Genomic DNA, 19,513 nt, shown 5'->3' on the forward strand with positions numbered 1-19,513 from the left:
TCAGCAGGAGAGACACTCTAAATGCCAGCGAACCGATTCCTGCCCGATGAATGGGAAAGCCGCCTTGAAGAAATAGATCTAGCGATACTGCATCAGGCTGCTATCTGCAAGATCCGGCTGCTTGAGCCCGGTGCCGTCGAACGCGTGCTGGCCAACGATGCCGGCATCTGCGGTGCCGAACATGAGACGGCATTCAGGACCTTGCGCGGCCTGCTCTATCTGCACTACACCGAGGTACTTCATATCAGCGAGGTACTGAGCCCGGAAATCGCTCAGGTGATTGCCAGCCGGGTGCGCGAGCATCTGAGCCGGCGCTCGGGCACAGCGTCGGGAGGTATGACGAGCTGATACCAGCGCTGCCGCCCTTCAATGGAAAATGGACAAAAAAAAGGTCACGACATTGTCGTGACCTTTTCAATTTGGTTGCGCGAGAAGGATTTGAACCTCCGACCTTTGGGTTATGAGCCCAACGAGCTACCAGACTGCTCCATCGCGCGGTATTTCCAAATTATAGCAGGCTTTGCAGCCTGCCCTGGCTTATTCAGCTGCTGCAGCGGCTTCTTCAGCGCGCTCGACCAGTTCCACATAGGCCATGGGAGCGTTGTCGCCCACGCGGAAGCCCATCTTCAGGATACGTGTGTAGCCACCGGGACGCTGAGCGTTGCGGGGACCCAGCACGTTGAACAGCTTGGTCACGCTGTCGCGGTCGCGCAGGCGGTCGAAAGCCAGACGACGGTTAGCCACGGTATCAACCTTGGCCAGAGTGATCATGGGCTCGATGACGCGACGCAGTTCCTTGGCCTTGGGGACCGTGGTCTTGATTGCTTCGTGCTCGATCAGCGAGTTCATCATGTTCTGCAGCATTGCCTTGCGGTGTGCAGAAGTGCGGTTCAGTTTGCGGAGGCCGTTGCCGTGACGCATGGTGCTTTTCCTTTGCTCCCCGTTTTTATCCGGAGATCTTTTCTAAATTAAATCAGGCAGCCGTATCAGGTACTGCCCGAGGCACTTGGACTTTGCCGGATCAACTCCAGCAAAGTCCTCTATTGTAGCAATTAACGCTTTTCCAGGCCAGCGGGTGGCCAGTTTTCAAGCTTCATGCCCAGAGTCAGACCGCGGGAAGCCAGAACTTCCTTGATCTCGTTGAGCGACTTGCGACCCAGGTTGGGAGTCTTGAGCAGCTCGTTTTCGGTACGCTGGATGAGGTCACCGATGTAGTAGATGTTCTCTGCCTTGAGGCAGTTGGCAGAACGCACGGTGAGCTCGAGCTCGTCCACAGGACGCAGCAGGATGGGATCGAACGACGTGGCAGCGCCGCGGCCACCGGCAGGAGCGTCGAACACGCTGGCGATATCGCCACCGTCGAGCTGGGCAAACACTGCCAGCTGCTCCACCAGGATCTTGGCGGATGCACGCACTGCGTCTTCAGCGGTGATGGCACCGTTGGTTTCGATTTCCAGAACCAGCTTGTCCAGATCGGTACGCTGTTCCACACGTGCGGATTCGACAGCGTAGCTCACGCGCTTGACGGGCGAGAACGAAGCGTCGAGCACGATACGGCCGATCGACTTGGTCGATTCGTCACCGTAGCGGCGCACGTTGCCGGGCACATAGCCGCGGCCCTTTTCCACCTTGATCTGCATGTCCAGCTTGCCGCCTTGCGACAGATGGGCGATCACATGATCAGGGTTGACGATTTCTACGTCGTGGGGGGTCTGAATGTCACGGGCAGTGACAACACCTTCGCCATCCTTGCGCAGGCTCAGGGTGACTTCGTCACGATTGTGCAGCTTGAACACCACACCCTTGAGGTTCAGCAGGATGTTGGTCACATCTTCCTGGACACCGTCGATGGAGGAGTACTCATGCAGCACCCCAGCAATCGTCACTTCCGTCGCTGCGTAACCCACCATGGAGGAGAGCAGAACACGGCGCAGGGCATTGCCCAGCGTATGACCGTAGCCACGCTCAAACGGCTCCAGAACAACCTTGGCACGGTTGTGACCAAGTTGCTCGACATTGATTGTCTTGGGCTTCAGCAAATTCGTTTGCATGCAGACTTCCTCTCAATACCCTCGGCTCGTTACACCGGTAAGGCTGGTGAAGCACCCACGGCGCGATGCCTCGCGCCGTGGGGACGGTTTACAGAAATGTCGCTGCTAAAGATTAACGCGAGTACAACTCAACGATCAGGGATTCGTTGATGTCAGCTGCGAATTCATCGCGGTCAGGAGACTTCTTGAAAGTACCTTCTGCCTTGTCAGCAGACACTTCAACCCATGCGGGGAAGCCCACTTGAGCAGCCAGTTGCAGAGCCTCGACCACGCGAGCTTGCTTCTTGGACTTTTCACGCAGGGCAACCACGTCGCCTTCCTTCACGGAGAAAGAAGGAATGTTCACGGACTGGCCGTTCACAGTGATAGCCTTGTGCGACACCAGCTGACGTGCTTCAGCGCGAGTGGAGCCGAAGCCCATGCGGTACACGACGTTGTCCAGACGCGATTCCAGCAGCGACAGCAGGTTGGCACCAGTGTTGCCACGCTTGCGGTCAGCAGCTTCGAAGTAGCGGCGGAATTGCTTCTCCAGCACGCCGTACATGCGCTTGACCTTCTGCTTTTCGCGCAGTTGCAGACCGTAGTCGGAAGTGCGCTGACCGGAAGTGCGGCCATGCTGACCAGGCTTGGTGTCGAACTTTGCCTTGTCTGCGATGGAGCGACGTGCGCTCTTCAGGAACAGATCGGTGCCTTCGCGGCGGGAGAGTTTTGCCTTAGGGCCAATATAGCGTGCCACTTGATTTCCTTTGTGTCATCTACCGTGCGCAAACACGGGAGCCGCCCGCGATGCAAATGCACCTGGGCGGCGGTGGGCTTGATAAAAAATTAGATACGACGACGCTTTTGAGGGCGGCAGCCGTTGTGGGGAACCGGAGTCACGTCCGAGATGGAAGTGATACGGATACCCAGAGCACCCAGGGCGCGAACCGAGGATTCACGGCCAGGACCGGGACCCTTGATTTCGACTTCCAGGTTCTTGATGCCCTGTTCGATAGCAGCACGACCGGCCACTTCCGAAGCAACCTGAGCAGCAAAGGGAGTCGACTTACGCGAACCCTTGAAGCCCTGGCCACCCGACGAAGCCCACGACAGAGCGTTGCCTTGACGGTCGGTGATGGTGATGATCGTGTTGTTGAACGAAGCGTGCACGTGCGCGATGCCGTCAGAAATATTCTTACGGACCTTCTTGCGAACGCGAGCAGCTGCGTTGTTTGCGGGAGACTTAGCCATAATGATCTTTCAATCTCTTATTTCTTCAGAGCCGCAGCACCCTTGCGCGGACCCTTGCGAGTACGGGCGTTTGTGCGGGTACGTTGACCGCGCATGGGCAGGCCGCGACGATGACGGAAACCGCGGTAGCAACCGATGTCCATCAAGCGCTTGATGTTCATCGTGGTTTCGCGACGCAGATCACCTTCCAGAGTCATGGGATTCAGGAAGTCACGGATCTTTTCCAGATCAGCGTCCGTCAGGTCCTTGACCTTCTTGGAATACTCGATACCGCATGCTTCGCAGATCTTGCGAGCTGTAGTGCGACCGATGCCATAGATGGCAGTCAGGCCGATTTCAGCATGCTTGTGCGGCGGGATGTTAATGCCAGCAATACGTGCCATATTAGTCCTCTAATGCTTTCAATCAACCTTGGCGCTGCTTGTGGCGCTGGTCAGTGCAGATCACGCGCACAACACCTTTGCGGCGGATGATCTTGCAGTTACGGCAGATTTTCTTGACCGAAGCCGAAACTCTCATTCTTTTCTCCTAAAACTTTCCATCCACTATCGGCCTATCGACCGGGAAACAATGCCCGCGATAGATCGATGGGCGTCTACTAACTTTTGGCAGGCTGCCCCCTTGGGCAGCCTTGTCATCAAATACCAGCCTTAAAGTTCGCTTTTTTCAGGAGCGACTCGTATTGCTGCGACATCACGTAGTTCTGCACTTGCGCCATGAAGTCCATTGTCACGACCACAATGATCAGCAACGATGTACCACCGAAGTAGAACGGAACGTTGTACTTCAGGATCAGGAATTCGGGCAACAAGCACACGAAGGTAATGTAGATCGCGCCAGCCAGGGTCAGGCGAACCAGAATCTTGTCAATGTAGCGGGCTGTCTGTTCGCCAGGACGAATCCCGGGGATGAAAGCGCCACTCTTCTTCAGGTTGTCGGCAGTTTCCCGGCTGTTGAAAACCAGGGCCGTATAGAAGAAGCAGAAGAAAATGATCGCGGCAGCATAAAGGATGACATAGATTGGCTGACCAGGGGTCAACGTGCTCGCAATATCCTTCAGCCAGCGCATGGATTCTCCTGCACTGAACCAATTCACCACCGTAGCGGGCAGCAAGATGATCGACGAAGCGAAGATGGGAGGAATCACACCTGCCATGTTCAGCTTCAGTGGCAAGTGCGAAGACTGACCACCGTACACCTTGTTGCCGACTTGCCGGCGTGCGTAATTCACCAAGATCTTGCGTTGACCTCGTTCGACATACACGACGAAATACGTCACGGCTGCCACAACGAGAACAATGAAGATTGCCGCCAGAATGCTCATGGCACCGGTGCGCACCAGTTCCAGCAGACCGCCGATGGAGCTCGGCAGGCCTGCGGCGATACCGCCAAAGATCAGTATCGAGATACCGTTGCCCAGACCACGTTCAGTGATCTGTTCACCGAGCCACATCAGGAACAGGGTACCGGCCGTGAGACTGACCACCGCAGTCATGCGGAAGCCAAAACCAGGGTTCAGAACCAAGCCTGCGGAGCTTTCCAGGGCAACAGCAATTCCCAAGGACTGAAACAGCGCCAGGCCCAGAGTGCCGTAGCGGGTGTACTGGGTAATCTTGCGACGACCCGCTTCACCTTCCTTTTTCATCTGCTCGAATGTCGGGACCACGTAGGTCATGAGCTGCATGATGATCGATGCCGAGATGTACGGCATGATCCCCAGTGCGAACACTGTGAAGCGCGAGAGCGCTCCACCCGAGAACATGTTGAACAGATTGAGAATGCCGCCCTGCTGGCCAGAGAACAGCTGCTGCAGCTGCGCTGGGTCGATGCCCGGAACGGGGATATGCGCCCCGATGCGGTATACGACCAGCGCAAGCAACAGAAAAACCAGACGACGACGCAGGTCGCCGAATTTTCCAGTCTTTGCAATTTGAGCTGCGCTAGTAGCCACGGATGTCTTCTTTCAGAACTTTAATCAGGCGATGCTGCCACCGGCAGCTTCGATGGCAGCCTTGGCACCGGCGGTAGCGCCGATACCATTGAGCTTGACAGCCTTAGTCAGTTCACCGCTCTTGATGATCTTCACGACCTTAGCGATAGAGCCAACCAGACCGGCTTGCTTCAGAGCAGCCAGATCGACTTCGGCCAGGCCGAGCTTATCCAGCTCGGACAGGGTCACTTCTGCATTGAACTTCAGCAGATGCGACTTGAAGCCACGCTTGGGCAGGCGACGCTGCAGAGGCATTTGACCGCCTTCGAAGCCCACCTTGTGGTAGCCACCCGAACGCGACTTCTGACCCTTGTGACCGCGACCGGCAGTCTTACCCAGACCAGAACCGATACCGCGACCCACGCGACGCTTGGCGTGCTTGGCGCCGTCTGCAGGCTTGATGCTATTGAGTTCCATCATCAATCCTTTCAGAGAACCTTCACCAAGTAGGCGATCTTGTTAATCATGCCGCGCACTTCAGGAGTGTCCTGCAGTTCGCTGACGCTGTTCAGCTTGCGCAGACCCAGGCCACGCACAGTCGCACGGTGCGACTCTTTGGTGCCGATGGGGCTACGAACCAGCTGAATCTTGACAGTTTGTTGTGTTGTCATGTGCTGGACTCCGATCAGGCGGTGAAGATGTCTTCGACCGACTTGCCGCGCTTTGCTGCCACGTTCGCAGGGGTCGTGGAGTTCTTCAAAGCGTCGAAAGTTGCGCGAACCATGTTGTAGGGGTTCGACGAACCGTGGCTCTTGGCCACGATGTCGGTGATACCCACCACTTCAAAAACAGCGCGCATAGGGCCGCCAGCAATAATGCCGGTACCCTTGGGAGCTGGGTGCAGCTCGACCTTGGCAGCGCCGTGATGGCCCTTCACCGAGTGGTGAATGGTGCCGCTCTTGAGTGCAACCTTCATCAGGTTGCGACGGCATTCTTCCATCGCTTTTTGCACGGCAGCAGGCACTTCCTTGGACTTGCCCTTACCCATGCCAACGCGACCGTCACCGTCGCCAACCACGGTCAGTGCAGCGAAGCCGAGAATACGACCGCCCTTCACAACCTTGGTGACGCGGTTGACCGCGATCATTTTTTCGCGCAGACCGTCGTCACGACCTTCGTCTTGCACTTTGGGGGAAAATTTAGCCATTTGTATCCGCTCCGCTTAGAACTGCAGGCCCGCTTCGCGAGCGGCTTCTGCCAAAGCCTTCACGCGGCCGTGGTATGCAAAACCGGCGCGGTCGAAAGCCACTTTCTCAACGCCAGCAGCCTTAGCCTTCTCAGCAATGCGCTTGCCGATCAGCGTGGCGGCGGCCACGTTGCCACCCTTGCCAGCGGCGCCGAGTTGCGAACGCACTTCGACTTCTGCAGTGGAGGCCGAAGCCAGCACGGTAGTGCCGTCTTCCGAAACCACGGAGGCGTAGATATGGAGATTGGTGCGGTTCACGCTCAGACGTGCAACGCCTTGCTGGGCAATGCGGATGCGAGTCTGACGGGCACGGCGCAGACGCTGCTCTTTCTTGTTCAACATCATGCAGCTCCTTACTTCTTCTTGGTCTCTTTGATCACGACCTTCTCATTCGCATAGCGAATGCCCTTGCCCTTGTAAGGCTCGGGAGGACGAACGGCACGGATCTCAGCAGCCAATTGACCGACCACTTGACGGTCAGCACCCTTGATCACGATTTCAGTCGGAGTGGGGGTAGCGACAGTGATGCCGGCAGGCATCTCGAAGTTGACGGGGTGCGAGAAGCCCACAGCCAGGTTCAGCTTGGAACCTTGTGCAGCGGCCTTGTAGCCCACGCCAATCAGCGTCAGCTTCTTCTCGAAGCCTTCAGTCACGCCCTTGACCATGTTGTTGACCAGCTGGCGGATGGTACCGGCCAGAGCGTCAGCTTCACGGGAATCGTTGGCGGGAGCAAAGGACAGCTTGCCGTCGTTGTTGCCGATGGTCACCAGGCCGTTCAGAGCCAGCGACAGATCGCCGCCCTTGCCCTTGACCTTGATGGTTTCAGCGTTGATGGACACATCCACACCTGCGGGGATGGTCACAATAGCTTTTGCTACGCGAGACATTTCAGTATTTCTCCTTAATGTCCGTTAGGCCACATAGCACAGCACTTCACCGCCGATACCGGCAGCACGTGCTTTGCGATCAGTCATCACGCCCTTGGGAGTAGTGACGATGGCCACACCCAGGCCGTTCTGGACCTGAGGAATTGCGTGACGACCCTTGTACACGCGCAGGCCGGGACGGCTCACACGTTCGATACGCTCGATCACAGGGCGACCGGCGTAGTACTTCAGGGTAATTTCGAGTTCGGACTTGCCACCTTCGGACTTCACTTCGAAGCCGTCGATATAGCCTTCTTCCTTCAGCACTTGTGCGATGGCAACCTTCACCTTGGAGGAAGGAGCCGACACAGTGGCCTTGGAGACCAGTTGTGCATTGCGGATGCGGGTCAGCAAGTCAGCGATGGGATCACTCATGCTCATGTTTAATCTCTCCTGCTTGCTTACCAGCTGGCCTTGGTGACACCGGGGATGTCGCCAGCAAAGGCCAATTCACGCACCTTGGCACGACCCAGACCGAATTGGCGGAAGGTACCGCGAGGACGGCCAGTGATCTCGCAACGGTTACGCTGGCGAGTGGGGTTCGAGTTACGGGGCAGCTTCTGCAGACCCAGGCGAGCGGCGTCGCGCTCTTCGTCGGAACGCTTCACGTCGCCGGCGATTGCCTTCAGTTCTGCATACTTGGCAGCATACTTGGCTGCCAGCTTTTCGCGCTTCAGTTCGCGCTGAATCATTGCTACTTTAGCCATGCGCCACCTCAGTTCTTGAAGGGGAATTTGAAAGCGGCGAGCAGTGCCTTGCACTCTTCGTCGTTCTTCGCTGTTGTCGTGATGCTGATGTTCAGACCACGCAGAGCGTCCACCTTGTCGTACTCGATTTCGGGGAAGATGATTTGTTCTTTGACGCCAACGTTGTAGTTGCCGCGACCGTCGAACGAACGACCCGAGATACCACGGAAGTCACGCACGCGGGGCAGAGCCACGGTCACGAAACGGTCCAGGAATTCGTACATCTGAACGCCACGCAGGGTCACCATGCAGCCGATAGCTTGGCCTTCGCGGATCTTGAAACCAGCGATAGCCTTCTTGGCCTTGGTCACCACAGGCTTCTGACCAGCAATCTTGGTCAGGTCAGCCACGGCGTTGTCCATCACCTTCTTGTCGGCCACGGCTTCGCTCACACCCATGTTCAGAGTGATCTTGGTCAGACGGGGCACTTCCATAGCGGAGGTGTAGCCGAACTTTTCCTTCAGTTCAGCCGCGATCTTTTCGCGATAGAGTTTTTGCAGTCGTGCCATGTGTTACTCCTTAGGCGGCGATTTCAGCGCCATTGGACTTGAACACGCGAACACGTGTGCCGTCGGCGTTCACCTTGATGCCCACGCGATCGGCCTTGCCGGTCGCTGCATTGAAGATAGCCACGTTGGATTGGTGGATAGGCATGGCCTTTTCCACGATACCGCCGGTGGTGCCCTTCATGGGGTTAGGCTTGGTGTGCTTCTTGACCAGGTTGACACCGTCCACGATCACGTGGGAGTCATCCTTGCGCAGAGAAACCACGCCACGCTTGCCCTTGTCACGGCCGGTCAGCACGATAACTTCGTCGCCCTTGCGAATCTTGTTCATGGTGCTATTCCTTTAGAGAACTTCAGGGGCCAGCGACACGATCTTCATGAACTTTTCGGTACGCAGTTCACGAGTCACGGGGCCAAAGATACGGGTGCCGATAGGCTCCAGCTTGGCGTTCAGCAGCACGGCGGCATTGCCGTCGAACTTCACGAGCGAACCGTCTGCACGACGGATGCCCTTGGCGGTGCGCACCACCACAGCACTGTAGATCTCGCCTTTTTTGACGCGACCACGAGGAGCTGCTTCCTTGACGCTCACCTTGATGATGTCGCCAACACTTGCGTAGCGACGATGAGAACCGCCCAGCACCTTAATGCACTGAACAGACTTCGCGCCGGTGTTGTCGGCAACCTCTAACCGAGATTCTGTTTGGATCATTTCAATATTCCCAACTTGCTCCAGCAACGCTCGACAGCCCCAGAGTCTTCTCAAGGGCTGATCAAGCAGCCGGTCAGTCTTGGGCCCGTCGTCCACCTTCCGGACCATTCCGGAGGGCTTCCCGCTGGGCAGAAAGTTCCACGCTTTTAAACGTGAAGCAGTAGATTGTCGCAGGAAATCCTTTGTGCGTCAAGCGTTTAGCCTGCAATACCCGCACTGATTTCACTGGCGCAAAGCCTGGCAGACAGGTCTTTCGCACTTGCAACCAAAACAATAGCGCATAGCGCTCTTGGAGCATTGATTTCAAACAATATTTGATCTGAAATCAACAGATAGAAAGCGCTGACAGCTCACATTTTCGCAAGACCTGCGAACCACAGCCTGTTGCCCGTACGCCACGCCCCGCAGGGCGGCCGCGCGGATCAGCCCTGGGCGGGCAGATATTGGCGGGTCAGGGCCAGGAAGTCGTTGAGCTGCACATCCTGGGCCAGCTCCTCGGTCAGGATGGCCGCCACGCGGGGCGCGATCTCGGCAGCCTTGCGGGCATCGAGGAAAAGCAGGCGACTGCGACGCGCCAGCATGTCCTCGACGGTGCGCGCGTATTCAAAGCGGGCGGCAAAGCGCACCATGGCTTCCGAGAGACCATCCATCAGCCAGTTCTGCGCACCAGGCAGCGCAGCCACGGCGGCGGCATCCGTGCCGTAGGAGTGCAGGCCCTGGCTCTGGTTCATGCTGTGCGTGACTGCGGCCTCGGCCGGCGCACCGACCAGGGGCAGGTTCACGGTCACCCCGGCAGGACGGCTGGGCAGACGACCGATCTGGAAGCATTCGGCCAGCACATCCTCGGACATGGCCCGGTACGTCGTCCATTTGCCGCCGGTGACGGTCACCAGGCCGGTCTTGCTGGCCATCACCGTGTGCTCGCGGCTGATCTTCTTGGTGTTCTCGCCGTCATCGTCCTGCGGCTTGACCAGGGGGCGCAGGCCCACCCACATGCTGCGCACATCGGCCAGCGTGGGCTGGCGATTCAGATATTTGCCGGCCTCGCCGAGAATGAAGTCCAGCTCTTCTGGGAAAGGCAGGGGTTCGCGCGCCAGATCGTGACGCGGCGTGTCGGTGGTTCCCAAAATGACCTTGCCCAGCCACGGCACGGCAAACAGCACGCGACCATCGGCCGTCTTGGGGATCAGCAGCGCATGATCCGTGGGCAGGAACTCGCGGTCCACCACCACGTGCACGCCCTGGCTGGGCGCCACCATGGGCTTGACGGGCTTGCCCTGGGCCTCGGCATCCTGCTGGCGGAACAGATCCACCCATGGTCCCGTGGCATTGACCACGCACTTGGCGCGCACGGTGAAGTTGCGGCCCGATTCCGCATCGCGGCAGATCAGGCCGGCAATCTGCTGACCCTCGTAGATCAGCTTTTCTGCCGGGCAGTAATTGATCAGCAAAGCGCCCTTGGCCGCTGCGGTACGCGCCAGCGCCAGCGCCAGGCGCGCATCGTCAAACTGACCATCCCAGTACTTGACCCCGCCCTTGAGACCTTTTTGCTGCACGGTCGGCAGGTATTTCACGGTCTTGGCGCTGGAGAGGAATTCGGTAGCCCCCAGGCCGGCCTTGCCGGCCAGCGCGTCGTACATCTTGAGGCCGATGCCGTAGAACGGCGTATCCAGCAGCTTGTACGAGGGCATCACAAAGGCCAGAGGCTGGGCCAGATGCGGCGCATTGTGCAACAGGGTCGTGCGCTCGTGCAGTGCTTCGCGCACGAGGGAGATATTGCCCTGCGCCAGATAGCGCACGCCGCCGTGAACCAGCTTGGTGGCACGCGAGGAAGTGCCCTTGGCGAAGTCCAGCGACTCCAGCAGCACGACCTTAAAGCCGCGCGCCGCCGCATCCACCGCCACGCCCAGCCCCGTGGCACCGCCGCCCACGATAGCCAGATCGAAGCTTTCGGTCTGCGCCAGGCGCTCCAGCAGTTGCGCGCGCGTTGTAGCCAAGGGTTGAGTGGACTGGTTCATGGAACGACTTCTGCGGTGATCGCCGCGCCGCCATCATCCAGCGATGAGACGCGCACAGCAAAGAACAAATTTCAGATCGAATATTTTCGCTCTTTTTCGCTTTTAGTGCATTGCAAATCCCAAATATCGATTCGTTTTTGCGCGATTCAAGCCAAAACCACTAGCCCAGCGCCACCCCGGTCAGGCCGCAACATCGGCAATCGGCACGCTTGCACACTCTCAATGCATGAACTGCATTCTTCTTGCAGCGCCAATTGTTACTGCTGCAACAACTCGCCACGATGACATATAACCGCAGCTTGCTGTCAGACTTCAGACTCGGCGTGGATTCATTTTTGTTTTTTACCGGGCAATTCCATAGAAAATCACCCTATTAGAGGTTCGTTTGGATTCGCTCACAATCCCTGCACTGCCCGCTGCGGCTGGCGCTCTCCCCTATAGAGCTCTTCACCTGCAGCCCGTCCATGCGCCAATAGCACCTATATAACCAGTCATCAGTCATGAACAGCAATCCCCGCCAGTTGCAGCTTGTCGAAGAAGTCCGCGCCCGTCAGTCCACCTCGGTGGAGCAACTGGCAGAAATCCTCGGGGTCACGCTGCAGACCGTGCGCCGAGACATACAGAAGCTGGCCGATGCCGGCTTGCTGGTGCGCTTTCATGGCGGCGTGCGCGTGCCCAGCGCCACCGTGGAGAACCTGGCCCATACCCAGCGCCAGGTATTGCATGCCGAAGGCAAGATGCGCATCGCACGCGCCATTGCCGAAGCCATTCCCAACGGCTGCTCGCTGATTCTCAATATCGGCACCACCACCGAAGCGGTGGCCCAGGCCCTGCTGCAGCACAAGGGGCTGCGCGTCATCACCAACAACCTCAATGTTGCAGCCATCCTCAGCAGCAATGCCGATTGCGAGGTCATCGTCGCCGGCGGCGTGGTGCGCACACGCGACCGCGGCATTGTCGGCGAGGCGGCCGTGGACTTCATGCGGCAGTTCAAGGTGGACATTGCCGTGATCGGCATCTCGGCCATCGAATCGGACGGCAGCCTGCGCGACTTCGACCTGCGCGAGGTCAAGGTGGCCCAGACCATCATCGGCCAGTCGCGCGAAGTCTGGCTGGCAGCCGACCACAGCAAATTCAGCCGCCAGGCCATGGTGGAGCTGGCCCGACTGAATCAGATCGACCGCCTGTTCACCGACGTTGCGCCCTCCGCGCCATTCGATGCCCTGTTGCGCGATGCCGAGGTGCAATGCACCATCGCCCAATGAATGCTGCCCCCTATCTGATCCGCCCCGCGCTGCCCAAGGATGCAGCAGGCATTGCCCAGCTGCTGCACGATATAGGCTGGTTCAAGGCCTATGAAACCCATTCTGCCGCCCAGAACACCGAGGCCGTGCAGGCGCTGCTGGACGAGCTGCAGGCCGGTCCGGAGCGCTCTCTGATGCTGGTGGCGCAAGACGCTCAGCAGCATATTCACGGCTACTGCGCCGTGCACTGGCTGCCGGTCGCCGTGCTGCAAGGATGGGAAGCTTATGTGAGCGAGCTGTTTGTCGCCGAGGCAGCGCGCGGTGCAGGCCTGGGCCAGCAGCTGCTGGACGCAGCCACCCAGGCTGCGCGCGAGCGCCATTGCATACGCATCTGGCTGGTCAACAACCGCGAGCGCCCTTCCTATGTGCGCGGCTTTTACTCCCGGCAGGGCTGGAGCGAGCAGGCCGAAATGGCGCGCTTTGTGCTCCCCCTCTGAATCACGGACAACCCATGACAACCTATCTGCTCGCCCTGGACCAGGGCACCTCCAGCTCCCGCTCCATCGTCTTCGACACGCAAGGCCGCATCGTGGCATCGGCCCAGCTGGAGCTGCCGCAGATCTACCCGCAGCCGGGCTGGGTGGAGCATGACCCGCGCGAGATCTGGCGCACCCAGCTGAGCACCGCCAAGGAGGTGCTGGCCAAGGCGGGCCTCAAGGCCGCCGATATCCGCTCGGTGGGCATTACCAACCAGCGCGAGACCACCATCGTCTGGAACCGCAAGACCGGCGCGCCCATTCACCATGGCATCGTCTGGCAGGACCGCCGCGCCGAACCCACCTGCGTGCAACTGCGCGAAGCCGGCCACAGCGACACCATTCTGCAGAAAACCGGCCTGCGCATCGATGCCTATTTTTCAGGCACCAAGCTCAAGTGGCTGTTGGACAACGTGCCCGGCGCACGCGCCGCAGCGCAGGCCGGCGAGCTGGCCTTCGGCACGGTGGATTGCTGGCTGATCTGGCAGCTGACGGGCGGCAAGCGCCATGTCACCGATGTGAGCAATGCCAGCCGCACCATGCTCTTCAATGTGCACAGCAACCAGTGGGATGCCGATCTGCTGGCCCTGCTCGACATTCCTGCGGGCCTGATGCCCGAAGTCCTGCCCTCTGCCGCCGATTTCGGCCAGACGGCCGACGAGGTGCTGGGCGGCTCCATCAAGATCGGCGGCGTGGCCGGCGACCAGCAAAGCGCGCTGTTCGGCCAGGCCTGCTTCGACGCCGGCATGGCCAAGAACACCTATGGCACGGGTTGCTTCATGCTCATGCACACGGGCAGCAGCTTCCAGACCTCGAGCAACGGCCTGCTGACCACATCGGCCGCCCAGGCGGGCAGCCAGCCCCAGTTTGCGCTGGAAGGCAGCGTCTTCGTCGGCGGTGCCGTGGTGCAGTGGCTGCGCGACGGCCTGCAGGCCATCGAGCACAGCGGCCAGGTACAGCAACTGGCCGAAAGCGTGCCCGACAGCGGCGGCGTGATGCTGGTGCCGGCCTTTACCGGCCTCGGCGCCCCCTACTGGAAGCCCGATGCGCGCGGCACCATCACCGGGCTGACGCGCGGCACGACGATGGCCCATATCGCTCGCGCGGCCCTGGAATCCATTGCCTACCAGAGTGCGGCCCTGCTCGGCGCCATGAGCCGCGACGCCGTGGCCACGGGCGGCACGCCGGTCAGCGAGCTGCGCGTGGACGGCGGTGCCTGCGTGAACAATCTGCTGATGCAGTTCCAGGCCGACCTGCTGGGCATTCCCGTGGTGCGCCCGGCCTGCGTGGAAACCACGGCCCTGGGTGCGGCCTATCTGGCCGGCCTGTCCAGCGGCGTCTATCAGAGCACCGAGGAGCTGTCGGCTTTGTGGAAGGCCGAGCGCCGCTTCCTGCCCACGCTGAGCAAGGACCGCGCCGACGAGCTGATGCAGCGCTGGGAACAGGCCGTGCGCCAGACCACGGCGCAGTAAAGCCGCTGCACTGGGCGCTGGCCAGGCAAGCGCTCAAGCCCTCAAAAAAGCCATCAAAAAAGGGATGCCAAGGCATCCCTTTTTGCTTGTGCAGCAGCCGCGTTGAACGCTCAGTCTTCGTCACCCAGCAGCGCCTTGTGGATCACGGCACCGATGATGGCGCCCACGATGGGAGCCAGCCAGAACAGCCACAGTTGCTCCAGCGCGATGGCCGGCCCGAACAGCGCCGGGCCGGTGCTGCGGGCGGGGTTGACCGAGGTATTGGTCACGGGAATGGAGATCAGGTGGATCAGCGTCAGGCACAGGCCGATGCTCATGCCCGCAAAGCCCACGGCAGCCTTCTTGGTGGTGGAGCCCAGGATCACCAGCAGAAACACTGCGGTCAGCACCACTTCGGTCACCAACGCCGCCGCCATATTGAACTTGCCCGGCGAGTGATCCCCGTAGCCGTTGGTGGCCAGATCGGCCACCTGGGCGCCGGCCTTGCCACTGGCAATGAAATACAGCGCGGCGGCCGCCACAATGGCACCCAGCACCTGGGCAATGATGTAGCCGGGCAGCTCGGCAAAGCGAAAACGCCCCGCCACTGCCAGACCGACGGAGACCGCTGGATTGAAGTGACCGCCGGAGACGGGACCGAAGGCGTAAGCGCCTGTCAGCACCGTCAGGCCGAAGGCAAAGGACACACCCAGCAGGCCGATGCCCACTTCGGGAAAGGCCGCTGCCAGCACCGCGCTGCCGCAACCACCAAACGTCAGCCAGAAAGTACCCAGAAACTCCGCCGACCATTTTTTGACATTGGATGCCATGATTGCTCCCTATTTCCGATGGCGTTGTCCGTGCAGCCCCGCGCGGCACAGAAATGCTGGCATCTTAGAAAGCGATCAGCGAAAAGTACAAGGCACAAATGTGAACAATCCACGACAGCTCTGCCTTTGGGGCCTCTCGTTGATCTGCGCCTGCCTCGCTGCCTGCACGACGGCGTCGCTCGCACCCCACCGCATCTGCAGCACATCCGAGGCTCGGCCCTGGTCCCTGCTTGGGGAAATCCGCTGGCAGCACGACAAGCTGTTTGCCGACACACCAGTGGGCGGCCTGTCCTCGATCGACTACGACGCGGGCAGCAATCTGTACTACCTGGTCAGCGACGACCGCTCCGCCCACGGGCCGGCGCGCTTTTACACGGCGCGCATCGAATACGACGCCAGCGGCCTGCATCAGGTCAGGCTGCAAAATGCCCGACCGCTGCTCAGCCCCGCCCAGGCCCCCTACCCCAGCCACCGCCAACCCCTGCCCGGCATCGCGACACCCGACGCGGAAGCCCTGCGCGTGCTGCCGGGAGGACAGTCCCTGCTGTGGAGCAGCGAGGGCGACTTTACACGCGGATTCGGCCCGCAATTGCTGCAATCGAGCAAGGATGGACACTGGCTGCGCGAATGGCCGCTGCCGCCCGAGCTGCGCCTGCCGAGCAGCAAGACCCAAGGGCCGCGCAGCAACTTCACGCTTGAAGGTCTGGCGCTGAGCCAGGATGGCCGAACGCTCTGGCTGGCCATGGAGGCAGCGCTCAGACAAGACGGGGCCCTGCCCGCAGCTGACCACTCGGGCGGCCCGGTGCGCATCACCGCCTATGACATGGGCACGCAGCAGCCCGCGCGCCAGCTTGGCTATCTGCCCGATGCCCTGCCTGCCGACCTGTGGCTGCAACACGGTGCCATCAACGGCATCAGCGCCGTGCTGGCCGACGGCCCTGAACACCTGCTGGTGCTGGAGCGCTCCTTTGCGCCACCGCTTCGATTCGGCGCCCGCATCTACCGCATCAGCACCCGTGCCGACGCAAGCAGCGATACGCTGGGCCAAACCCGGCTCGTGCCGGGCAGCTACCGCCCTGCAGACAAGGAATTGCTGCTGGACCTGGCCGATGCCGGCCTGCAGTCCGTGGACAACCTGGAGGGCATGAGCTGGGGACCGCTGCTGCCCGACGGCCGACGCGTGCTGCTGCTGGTCAGCGACAACAACTTCAATCCCGCCGAAGTCACCCAGTTCATCGCATTGAGCGAGGAGCGCGGCCGCTGCGGCGCAGGTTTATAGTGCCGTTCTGCGCCTGGAATCCGAATACAGGCTTGCCCACTTGCTGCATCGCAAAGCGAATCGAACCATCATGAGCCAGACCGACCACTCGACCTCCGTTTTCCCTCCCATCGCCTTTATCGGCGGCGGCAATATGGCCAGCGCCATCATCGGCGGCCTGATCCGCCAGGGCGTTCCGGCCAGCAGCATCACCGTGGTCGAGCCTTTTGAAGCCACGCGCGCTGCGATCAAGACCAGCTTCGGCATCGACGCCCTGCCCGCCGCCACCGAGGCCCTGCAAAGCGCCCAGCTGGTGGTCTGGGCCGTCAAGCCCCAGAGCTTCAAGGAAGCGGCTGCTCCCGTTGCCGCCCACACCCGCCACGCCCTGCACCTGAGCGTGGCGGCCGGCATCACCACCGACAGCATTGCGGCCTGGACCGGCACCCACCGCATCGTGCGCGCCATGCCCAATACACCGGCCCTGGTGGGCAAGGGCATGACGGGCCTGTTCGCCCGCCCCGAGGTCGATGTCCAGGGCAAGGCCCTGATCGAGACCGTAATCGGCAGCACCGGCGAACTCAGCTGGGTGGACAAGGAAGCCCATCTGGATGCCGTGACGGCCATCTCCGGCTCCGGCCCGGCCTATGTATTCCTGTTCCTCGAAGCCATGACCCAGGCGGGTGTCGACATGGGCCTCAGCGCCGAGCAAAGCTACAAGCTGGCCGTGGCCACGTTTGCGGGCGGCTCGGAACTGGCGGCACGCTCCAGCGAAAGCGCCGAAGTGCTGCGCCAGCGCGTGACCAGCAAGGGCGGTACCACCTACGCTGCCATCACTCATATGCAGGAGCAGAAGTTGCCCGAGCATTTCATCGAAGCCATGCGCAAGGCTCAGATCCGCGCACAGGAGCTGGCCGCCGAGTTCGGCAAATAAAGAAAACCGGCCTCGGCCGGTTTTTTTTGAGTCATTCAGGCATTCATCGCTTATCAGTCAAGCGCTTTCAGCTATCAAAACAGGACTATTTCAACGCAAACCCTAGCGCCACACCCGCAAAGATTGCGGCGCCAATCCAGTGGCTCTTGCTGAAGGCGACAAAACAGCCTTCGCGCGTGCGGTCCTTGATCAGGCTGAAATGCCAGACGATCTGGGCTGCTGCCACGCCCATGCCCAGCCAGAAGGGCCAGCCCAGCTGATAGGGAGCCAGCACCCAGGCGATCAGCCCCCAGCACAGGACAAAGAACAGCATGATGGCCGTGACATCGAAACGGCCCAGGGTGATGGCCGAGGTCTTCATGCCGATCTTGAGATCGTCATCGCGGTCCACCATGGCGTATTCGGTGTCATAGGCCAGCACCAGAAACATATTCGCCAGCCACAGCGTCCAGGCCGTGGCATTGACTTCGCCCGTCACTGCCGCAAACGCAATCACGATGCCGAAATTGAAGGCAATGCCCAGAAAGGCCTGAGGCATGGCAAAAAAGCGCTTGGTGAAGGGATAAAGAATCGTGAACAACACGGCGGGCACCGACCAGGCCACGGCCTCCCAGCGTGTGGACAGCACCAGGCCGAAGGCCACCAGCGTGAGCACCAGGCCGACCATGGCGGCCTCCCTGACCGAGATCTGGCCGCTGGTGATGGGGCGCTGGGTGGTGCGTTTCACATGCCTGTCGAAGTCGCGGTCGGCAATATCGTTGATGGTGCAGCCCGCGCTGCGCATCAGCACCGTGCCCAGCACAAAGACCACGAGCAGATGCCAGCCCGGAAAGCCCTGGCCGGCCACCCACAGTGCCACCAGTGTGGGCCAGACCAGCACCAGCCAACCCGCAGGGCGGTTGAAGCGGATCAGATCAAGATACAGCGACAGCTTGGAGCGCGGCGAAGCAGGGATGGAGGCGGACATGAGACGGGTTCCGAAAGGCAGGAGATCACGACCGGGCCCCCAGGCCACGATCAGCGCAGCGGCAATTGTGCCTCGGCCTGCGGCGGCCCGATGGCGCCGCCCCCATGCTCGACACGGTCTGTCAACCAGAGCACCAGGGCCGTCCAGCCCAGGCCCAGGCACAGGCCCGCCAGCACATCGCTGGCATGGTGCACGGACAGCAGCACGCGGCTCAAGCCCGTGCTCAGGGCCAGCAGCGTGGCCACCGCAAAGACCCAAGTCCGCCAGCGCCGCGGCAGGTGACGAGCGGCCAGCCAGGCCAGCATGCCGAAAATCGCTGCCGTGCCCGCGCTATGGCCGCTGGGAAAGCTGAAGCCGGCCTCATGCACCAGCCCGTCCAGCGGACGCGCGCGCTGCATGGTCCCCTTGATGAAACGCACCCACAGTCCGGTGCCGGCCACCGCCACCACCCAGCTCAGCAGCTGCAGACCCTGGCGCCGCCACAGCAGCCACAGGCCCACAACCAGACTCAGCAACCCCATGACGCGCAAATCCCCGAGCAGGGTCCATGCCCGCACCAGAGGCTGCAGCATGGGCGGCAGGGCCGCGCTCACCGCGCGCTGCAGCTTCAGGTCCAGGGCCATCAGCCCCTGAGGCGGCAGCACCGACTGGGACTGGTGCACGCCGACGCTCAGCAGGGCCAGAAGCACAGCGGCCAGTGCCGCCACCGCTAGCAAGCGACCGCCATCCGGCCTGAAGTCCGCGCTGCGGTCCTGCCACAGCCACTCGGCCCGGCCCTGCGCACGGCAACGCAGCATGCAGGCCCCAACCAGCAGTAGCAGCAGCAACACCCAGATGACATGACTGTCCACCCATTGCGCCAGCAGGACCACGGGAGTCGCTGCAGAAAACACAGACATTCCTTTCAAAAGCAAAAGCGAAAAAGCCCTGA

27 protein-coding genes and 1 tRNA gene are annotated in these 19,513 nt (G+C 60.7%); 6 read left to right on the top strand and 22 right to left on the bottom strand.

What is annotated here, in order from left to right; all coding sequences use genetic code 11:
* Positions 1 to 21 precede the first annotated feature (21 nt).
* On the top strand, positions 22 to 348 hold the full coding sequence (locus FSY45_RS05860; protein ID WP_046461629.1) for a hypothetical protein: 327 nt from the start codon (positions 22 to 24) through the stop codon (positions 346 to 348).
* Between the two features lie 72 nt (positions 349 to 420).
* Here FSY45_RS05860 and FSY45_RS05865 read toward each other — a convergent pair.
* The 19 genes from FSY45_RS05865 to FSY45_RS05955 form a co-directional block, all read right to left on the bottom strand.
* A tRNA-Met gene (locus FSY45_RS05865) sits at positions 421 to 497 on the bottom strand.
* Between the two features lie 40 nt (positions 498 to 537).
* Complete coding sequence (gene rplQ / locus FSY45_RS05870; RefSeq protein WP_003050544.1) at positions 538 to 921, bottom strand: 50S ribosomal protein L17; 384 nt, start codon at positions 919 to 921, stop codon at positions 538 to 540.
* Between the two features lie 131 nt (positions 922 to 1,052).
* Entirely contained in the window at positions 1,053 to 2,051 is a 999-nt protein-coding gene (gene rpoA, locus FSY45_RS05875; RefSeq protein WP_003050542.1) for a DNA-directed RNA polymerase subunit alpha, read from the bottom strand.
* A 112-nt stretch (positions 2,052 to 2,163) separates the two neighbouring features.
* A complete protein-coding gene (gene rpsD, locus FSY45_RS05880; RefSeq protein WP_003068426.1) occupies positions 2,164 to 2,787 on the bottom strand; it encodes a 30S ribosomal protein S4 in 624 nt (207 codons plus the stop codon).
* Positions 2,788 to 2,876: 89 nt separating this feature from the next.
* Positions 2,877 to 3,281 carry a 30S ribosomal protein S11 gene (gene rpsK / locus FSY45_RS05885; protein ID WP_003050538.1) on the bottom strand — a complete coding sequence of 135 codons (405 nt, stop codon included), beginning with the start codon at positions 3,279 to 3,281 and terminating at the stop codon, positions 2,877 to 2,879.
* 17 nt (positions 3,282 to 3,298) lie between these two features.
* The gene (gene rpsM, locus FSY45_RS05890; RefSeq protein WP_003068424.1) at positions 3,299 to 3,664 is read right to left on the bottom strand and encodes a 30S ribosomal protein S13; all 366 of its coding nucleotides are present in this window, start codon (positions 3,662 to 3,664) and stop codon (positions 3,299 to 3,301) included.
* A gap of 22 nt (positions 3,665 to 3,686) precedes the next feature.
* Positions 3,687 to 3,800: a 50S ribosomal protein L36 gene (rpmJ, locus tag FSY45_RS05895; protein ID WP_003050535.1), complete on the bottom strand. Its 114-nt coding sequence runs from the start codon at positions 3,798 to 3,800 to the stop codon at positions 3,687 to 3,689.
* A 118-nt stretch (positions 3,801 to 3,918) separates the two neighbouring features.
* Positions 3,919 to 5,232: a preprotein translocase subunit SecY gene (gene secY, locus FSY45_RS05900; RefSeq protein WP_003050520.1), complete on the bottom strand. Its 1,314-nt coding sequence runs from the start codon at positions 5,230 to 5,232 to the stop codon at positions 3,919 to 3,921.
* 24 nt (positions 5,233 to 5,256) lie between these two features.
* Positions 5,257 to 5,688, bottom strand: coding sequence for a 50S ribosomal protein L15 (rplO, locus tag FSY45_RS05905; RefSeq protein WP_003050519.1), 432 nt, complete (start codon positions 5,686 to 5,688; stop codon positions 5,257 to 5,259).
* Positions 5,689 to 5,699: 11 nt separating this feature from the next.
* Complete coding sequence (gene rpmD / locus FSY45_RS05910) at positions 5,700 to 5,882, bottom strand: 50S ribosomal protein L30 (protein WP_003050517.1); 183 nt, start codon at positions 5,880 to 5,882, stop codon at positions 5,700 to 5,702.
* A 14-nt stretch (positions 5,883 to 5,896) separates the two neighbouring features.
* Positions 5,897 to 6,418, bottom strand: a complete 522-nt coding sequence (rpsE, locus tag FSY45_RS05915; RefSeq protein WP_003050515.1) for a 30S ribosomal protein S5 — start codon at positions 6,416 to 6,418, stop codon at positions 5,897 to 5,899.
* A gap of 15 nt (positions 6,419 to 6,433) precedes the next feature.
* Positions 6,434 to 6,799: a 50S ribosomal protein L18 gene (gene rplR / locus FSY45_RS05920; protein ID WP_003050513.1), complete on the bottom strand. Its 366-nt coding sequence runs from the start codon at positions 6,797 to 6,799 to the stop codon at positions 6,434 to 6,436.
* 11 nt (positions 6,800 to 6,810) lie between these two features.
* A complete protein-coding gene (gene rplF / locus FSY45_RS05925; RefSeq protein ID WP_003068417.1) occupies positions 6,811 to 7,344 on the bottom strand; it encodes a 50S ribosomal protein L6 in 534 nt (177 codons plus the stop codon).
* A gap of 24 nt (positions 7,345 to 7,368) precedes the next feature.
* Positions 7,369 to 7,764 carry a 30S ribosomal protein S8 gene (gene rpsH, locus FSY45_RS05930; protein ID WP_003050510.1) on the bottom strand — a complete coding sequence of 132 codons (396 nt, stop codon included), beginning with the start codon at positions 7,762 to 7,764 and terminating at the stop codon, positions 7,369 to 7,371.
* Positions 7,765 to 7,784: 20 nt separating this feature from the next.
* The gene (rpsN, locus tag FSY45_RS05935; RefSeq protein ID WP_003050509.1) at positions 7,785 to 8,090 is read right to left on the bottom strand and encodes a 30S ribosomal protein S14; all 306 of its coding nucleotides are present in this window, start codon (positions 8,088 to 8,090) and stop codon (positions 7,785 to 7,787) included.
* Between the two features lie 8 nt (positions 8,091 to 8,098).
* Positions 8,099 to 8,638, bottom strand: a complete 540-nt coding sequence (rplE, locus tag FSY45_RS05940; protein ID WP_003050507.1) for a 50S ribosomal protein L5 — start codon at positions 8,636 to 8,638, stop codon at positions 8,099 to 8,101.
* A gap of 10 nt (positions 8,639 to 8,648) precedes the next feature.
* Positions 8,649 to 8,966 (bottom strand): 50S ribosomal protein L24, encoded by a 318-nt coding sequence (gene rplX, locus FSY45_RS05945; RefSeq protein ID WP_003068411.1) that lies wholly within the window; start codon positions 8,964 to 8,966, stop codon positions 8,649 to 8,651.
* Between the two features lie 12 nt (positions 8,967 to 8,978).
* A complete protein-coding gene (rplN, locus tag FSY45_RS05950; protein ID WP_003050500.1) occupies positions 8,979 to 9,347 on the bottom strand; it encodes a 50S ribosomal protein L14 in 369 nt (122 codons plus the stop codon).
* A gap of 422 nt (positions 9,348 to 9,769) precedes the next feature.
* Positions 9,770 to 11,365, bottom strand: coding sequence for a glycerol-3-phosphate dehydrogenase/oxidase (locus FSY45_RS05955; protein ID WP_034377342.1), 1,596 nt, complete (start codon positions 11,363 to 11,365; stop codon positions 9,770 to 9,772).
* A 500-nt stretch (positions 11,366 to 11,865) separates the two neighbouring features.
* Between FSY45_RS05955 and FSY45_RS05960 the strand changes: the two genes are divergently transcribed.
* The 3 genes from FSY45_RS05960 to glpK are packed head-to-tail and all read left to right on the top strand — an operon-like array spanning position 11,866 to position 14,617.
* Positions 11,866 to 12,630 (top strand): DeoR/GlpR family DNA-binding transcription regulator, encoded by a 765-nt coding sequence (locus FSY45_RS05960; RefSeq protein WP_003068405.1) that lies wholly within the window; start codon positions 11,866 to 11,868, stop codon positions 12,628 to 12,630.
* Positions 12,627 to 13,106, top strand: a complete 480-nt coding sequence (locus FSY45_RS05965) for a GNAT family N-acetyltransferase (protein ID WP_046461628.1) — start codon at positions 12,627 to 12,629, stop codon at positions 13,104 to 13,106. Before FSY45_RS05960 ends, FSY45_RS05965 begins: the two co-directional genes overlap by 4 nt.
* A gap of 14 nt (positions 13,107 to 13,120) precedes the next feature.
* Positions 13,121 to 14,617: a glycerol kinase GlpK gene (gene glpK / locus FSY45_RS05970; RefSeq protein ID WP_046461627.1), complete on the top strand. Its 1,497-nt coding sequence runs from the start codon at positions 13,121 to 13,123 to the stop codon at positions 14,615 to 14,617.
* Between the two features lie 110 nt (positions 14,618 to 14,727).
* Here glpK and aqpZ read toward each other — a convergent pair whose 3' ends face one another.
* A complete protein-coding gene (aqpZ, locus tag FSY45_RS05975) occupies positions 14,728 to 15,426 on the bottom strand; it encodes an aquaporin Z (protein WP_003068393.1) in 699 nt (232 codons plus the stop codon).
* A 100-nt stretch (positions 15,427 to 15,526) separates the two neighbouring features.
* Here aqpZ and FSY45_RS05980 point away from each other — a divergent pair, with 100 nt between their 5' ends.
* Together FSY45_RS05980 and proC are read left to right on the top strand one after the other, a co-directional pair.
* Positions 15,527 to 16,705 carry an esterase-like activity of phytase family protein gene (locus FSY45_RS05980; protein WP_046461626.1) on the top strand — a complete coding sequence of 393 codons (1,179 nt, stop codon included), beginning with the start codon at positions 15,527 to 15,529 and terminating at the stop codon, positions 16,703 to 16,705.
* A gap of 70 nt (positions 16,706 to 16,775) precedes the next feature.
* Positions 16,776 to 17,615, top strand: coding sequence for a pyrroline-5-carboxylate reductase (gene proC / locus FSY45_RS05985; RefSeq protein ID WP_046461701.1), 840 nt, complete (start codon positions 16,776 to 16,778; stop codon positions 17,613 to 17,615).
* Positions 17,616 to 17,700: 85 nt separating this feature from the next.
* Here proC and ubiA read toward each other — a convergent pair whose 3' ends face one another.
* Positions 17,701 to 18,582: a 4-hydroxybenzoate octaprenyltransferase gene (gene ubiA / locus FSY45_RS05990; RefSeq protein ID WP_046461625.1), complete on the bottom strand. Its 882-nt coding sequence runs from the start codon at positions 18,580 to 18,582 to the stop codon at positions 17,701 to 17,703.
* Between the two features lie 50 nt (positions 18,583 to 18,632).
* Positions 18,633 to 19,481 carry a phosphatase PAP2 family protein gene (locus tag FSY45_RS05995; RefSeq protein WP_046461624.1) on the bottom strand — a complete coding sequence of 283 codons (849 nt, stop codon included), beginning with the start codon at positions 19,479 to 19,481 and terminating at the stop codon, positions 18,633 to 18,635.
* Between the last annotated feature and the right edge of the window lie 32 nt (positions 19,482 to 19,513).

It is taken from the genome of Comamonas sp. Z1, assembly GCF_008121555.1.
Lineage (GTDB): Bacteria > Pseudomonadota > Gammaproteobacteria > Burkholderiales > Burkholderiaceae_C > Comamonas > Comamonas thiooxydans.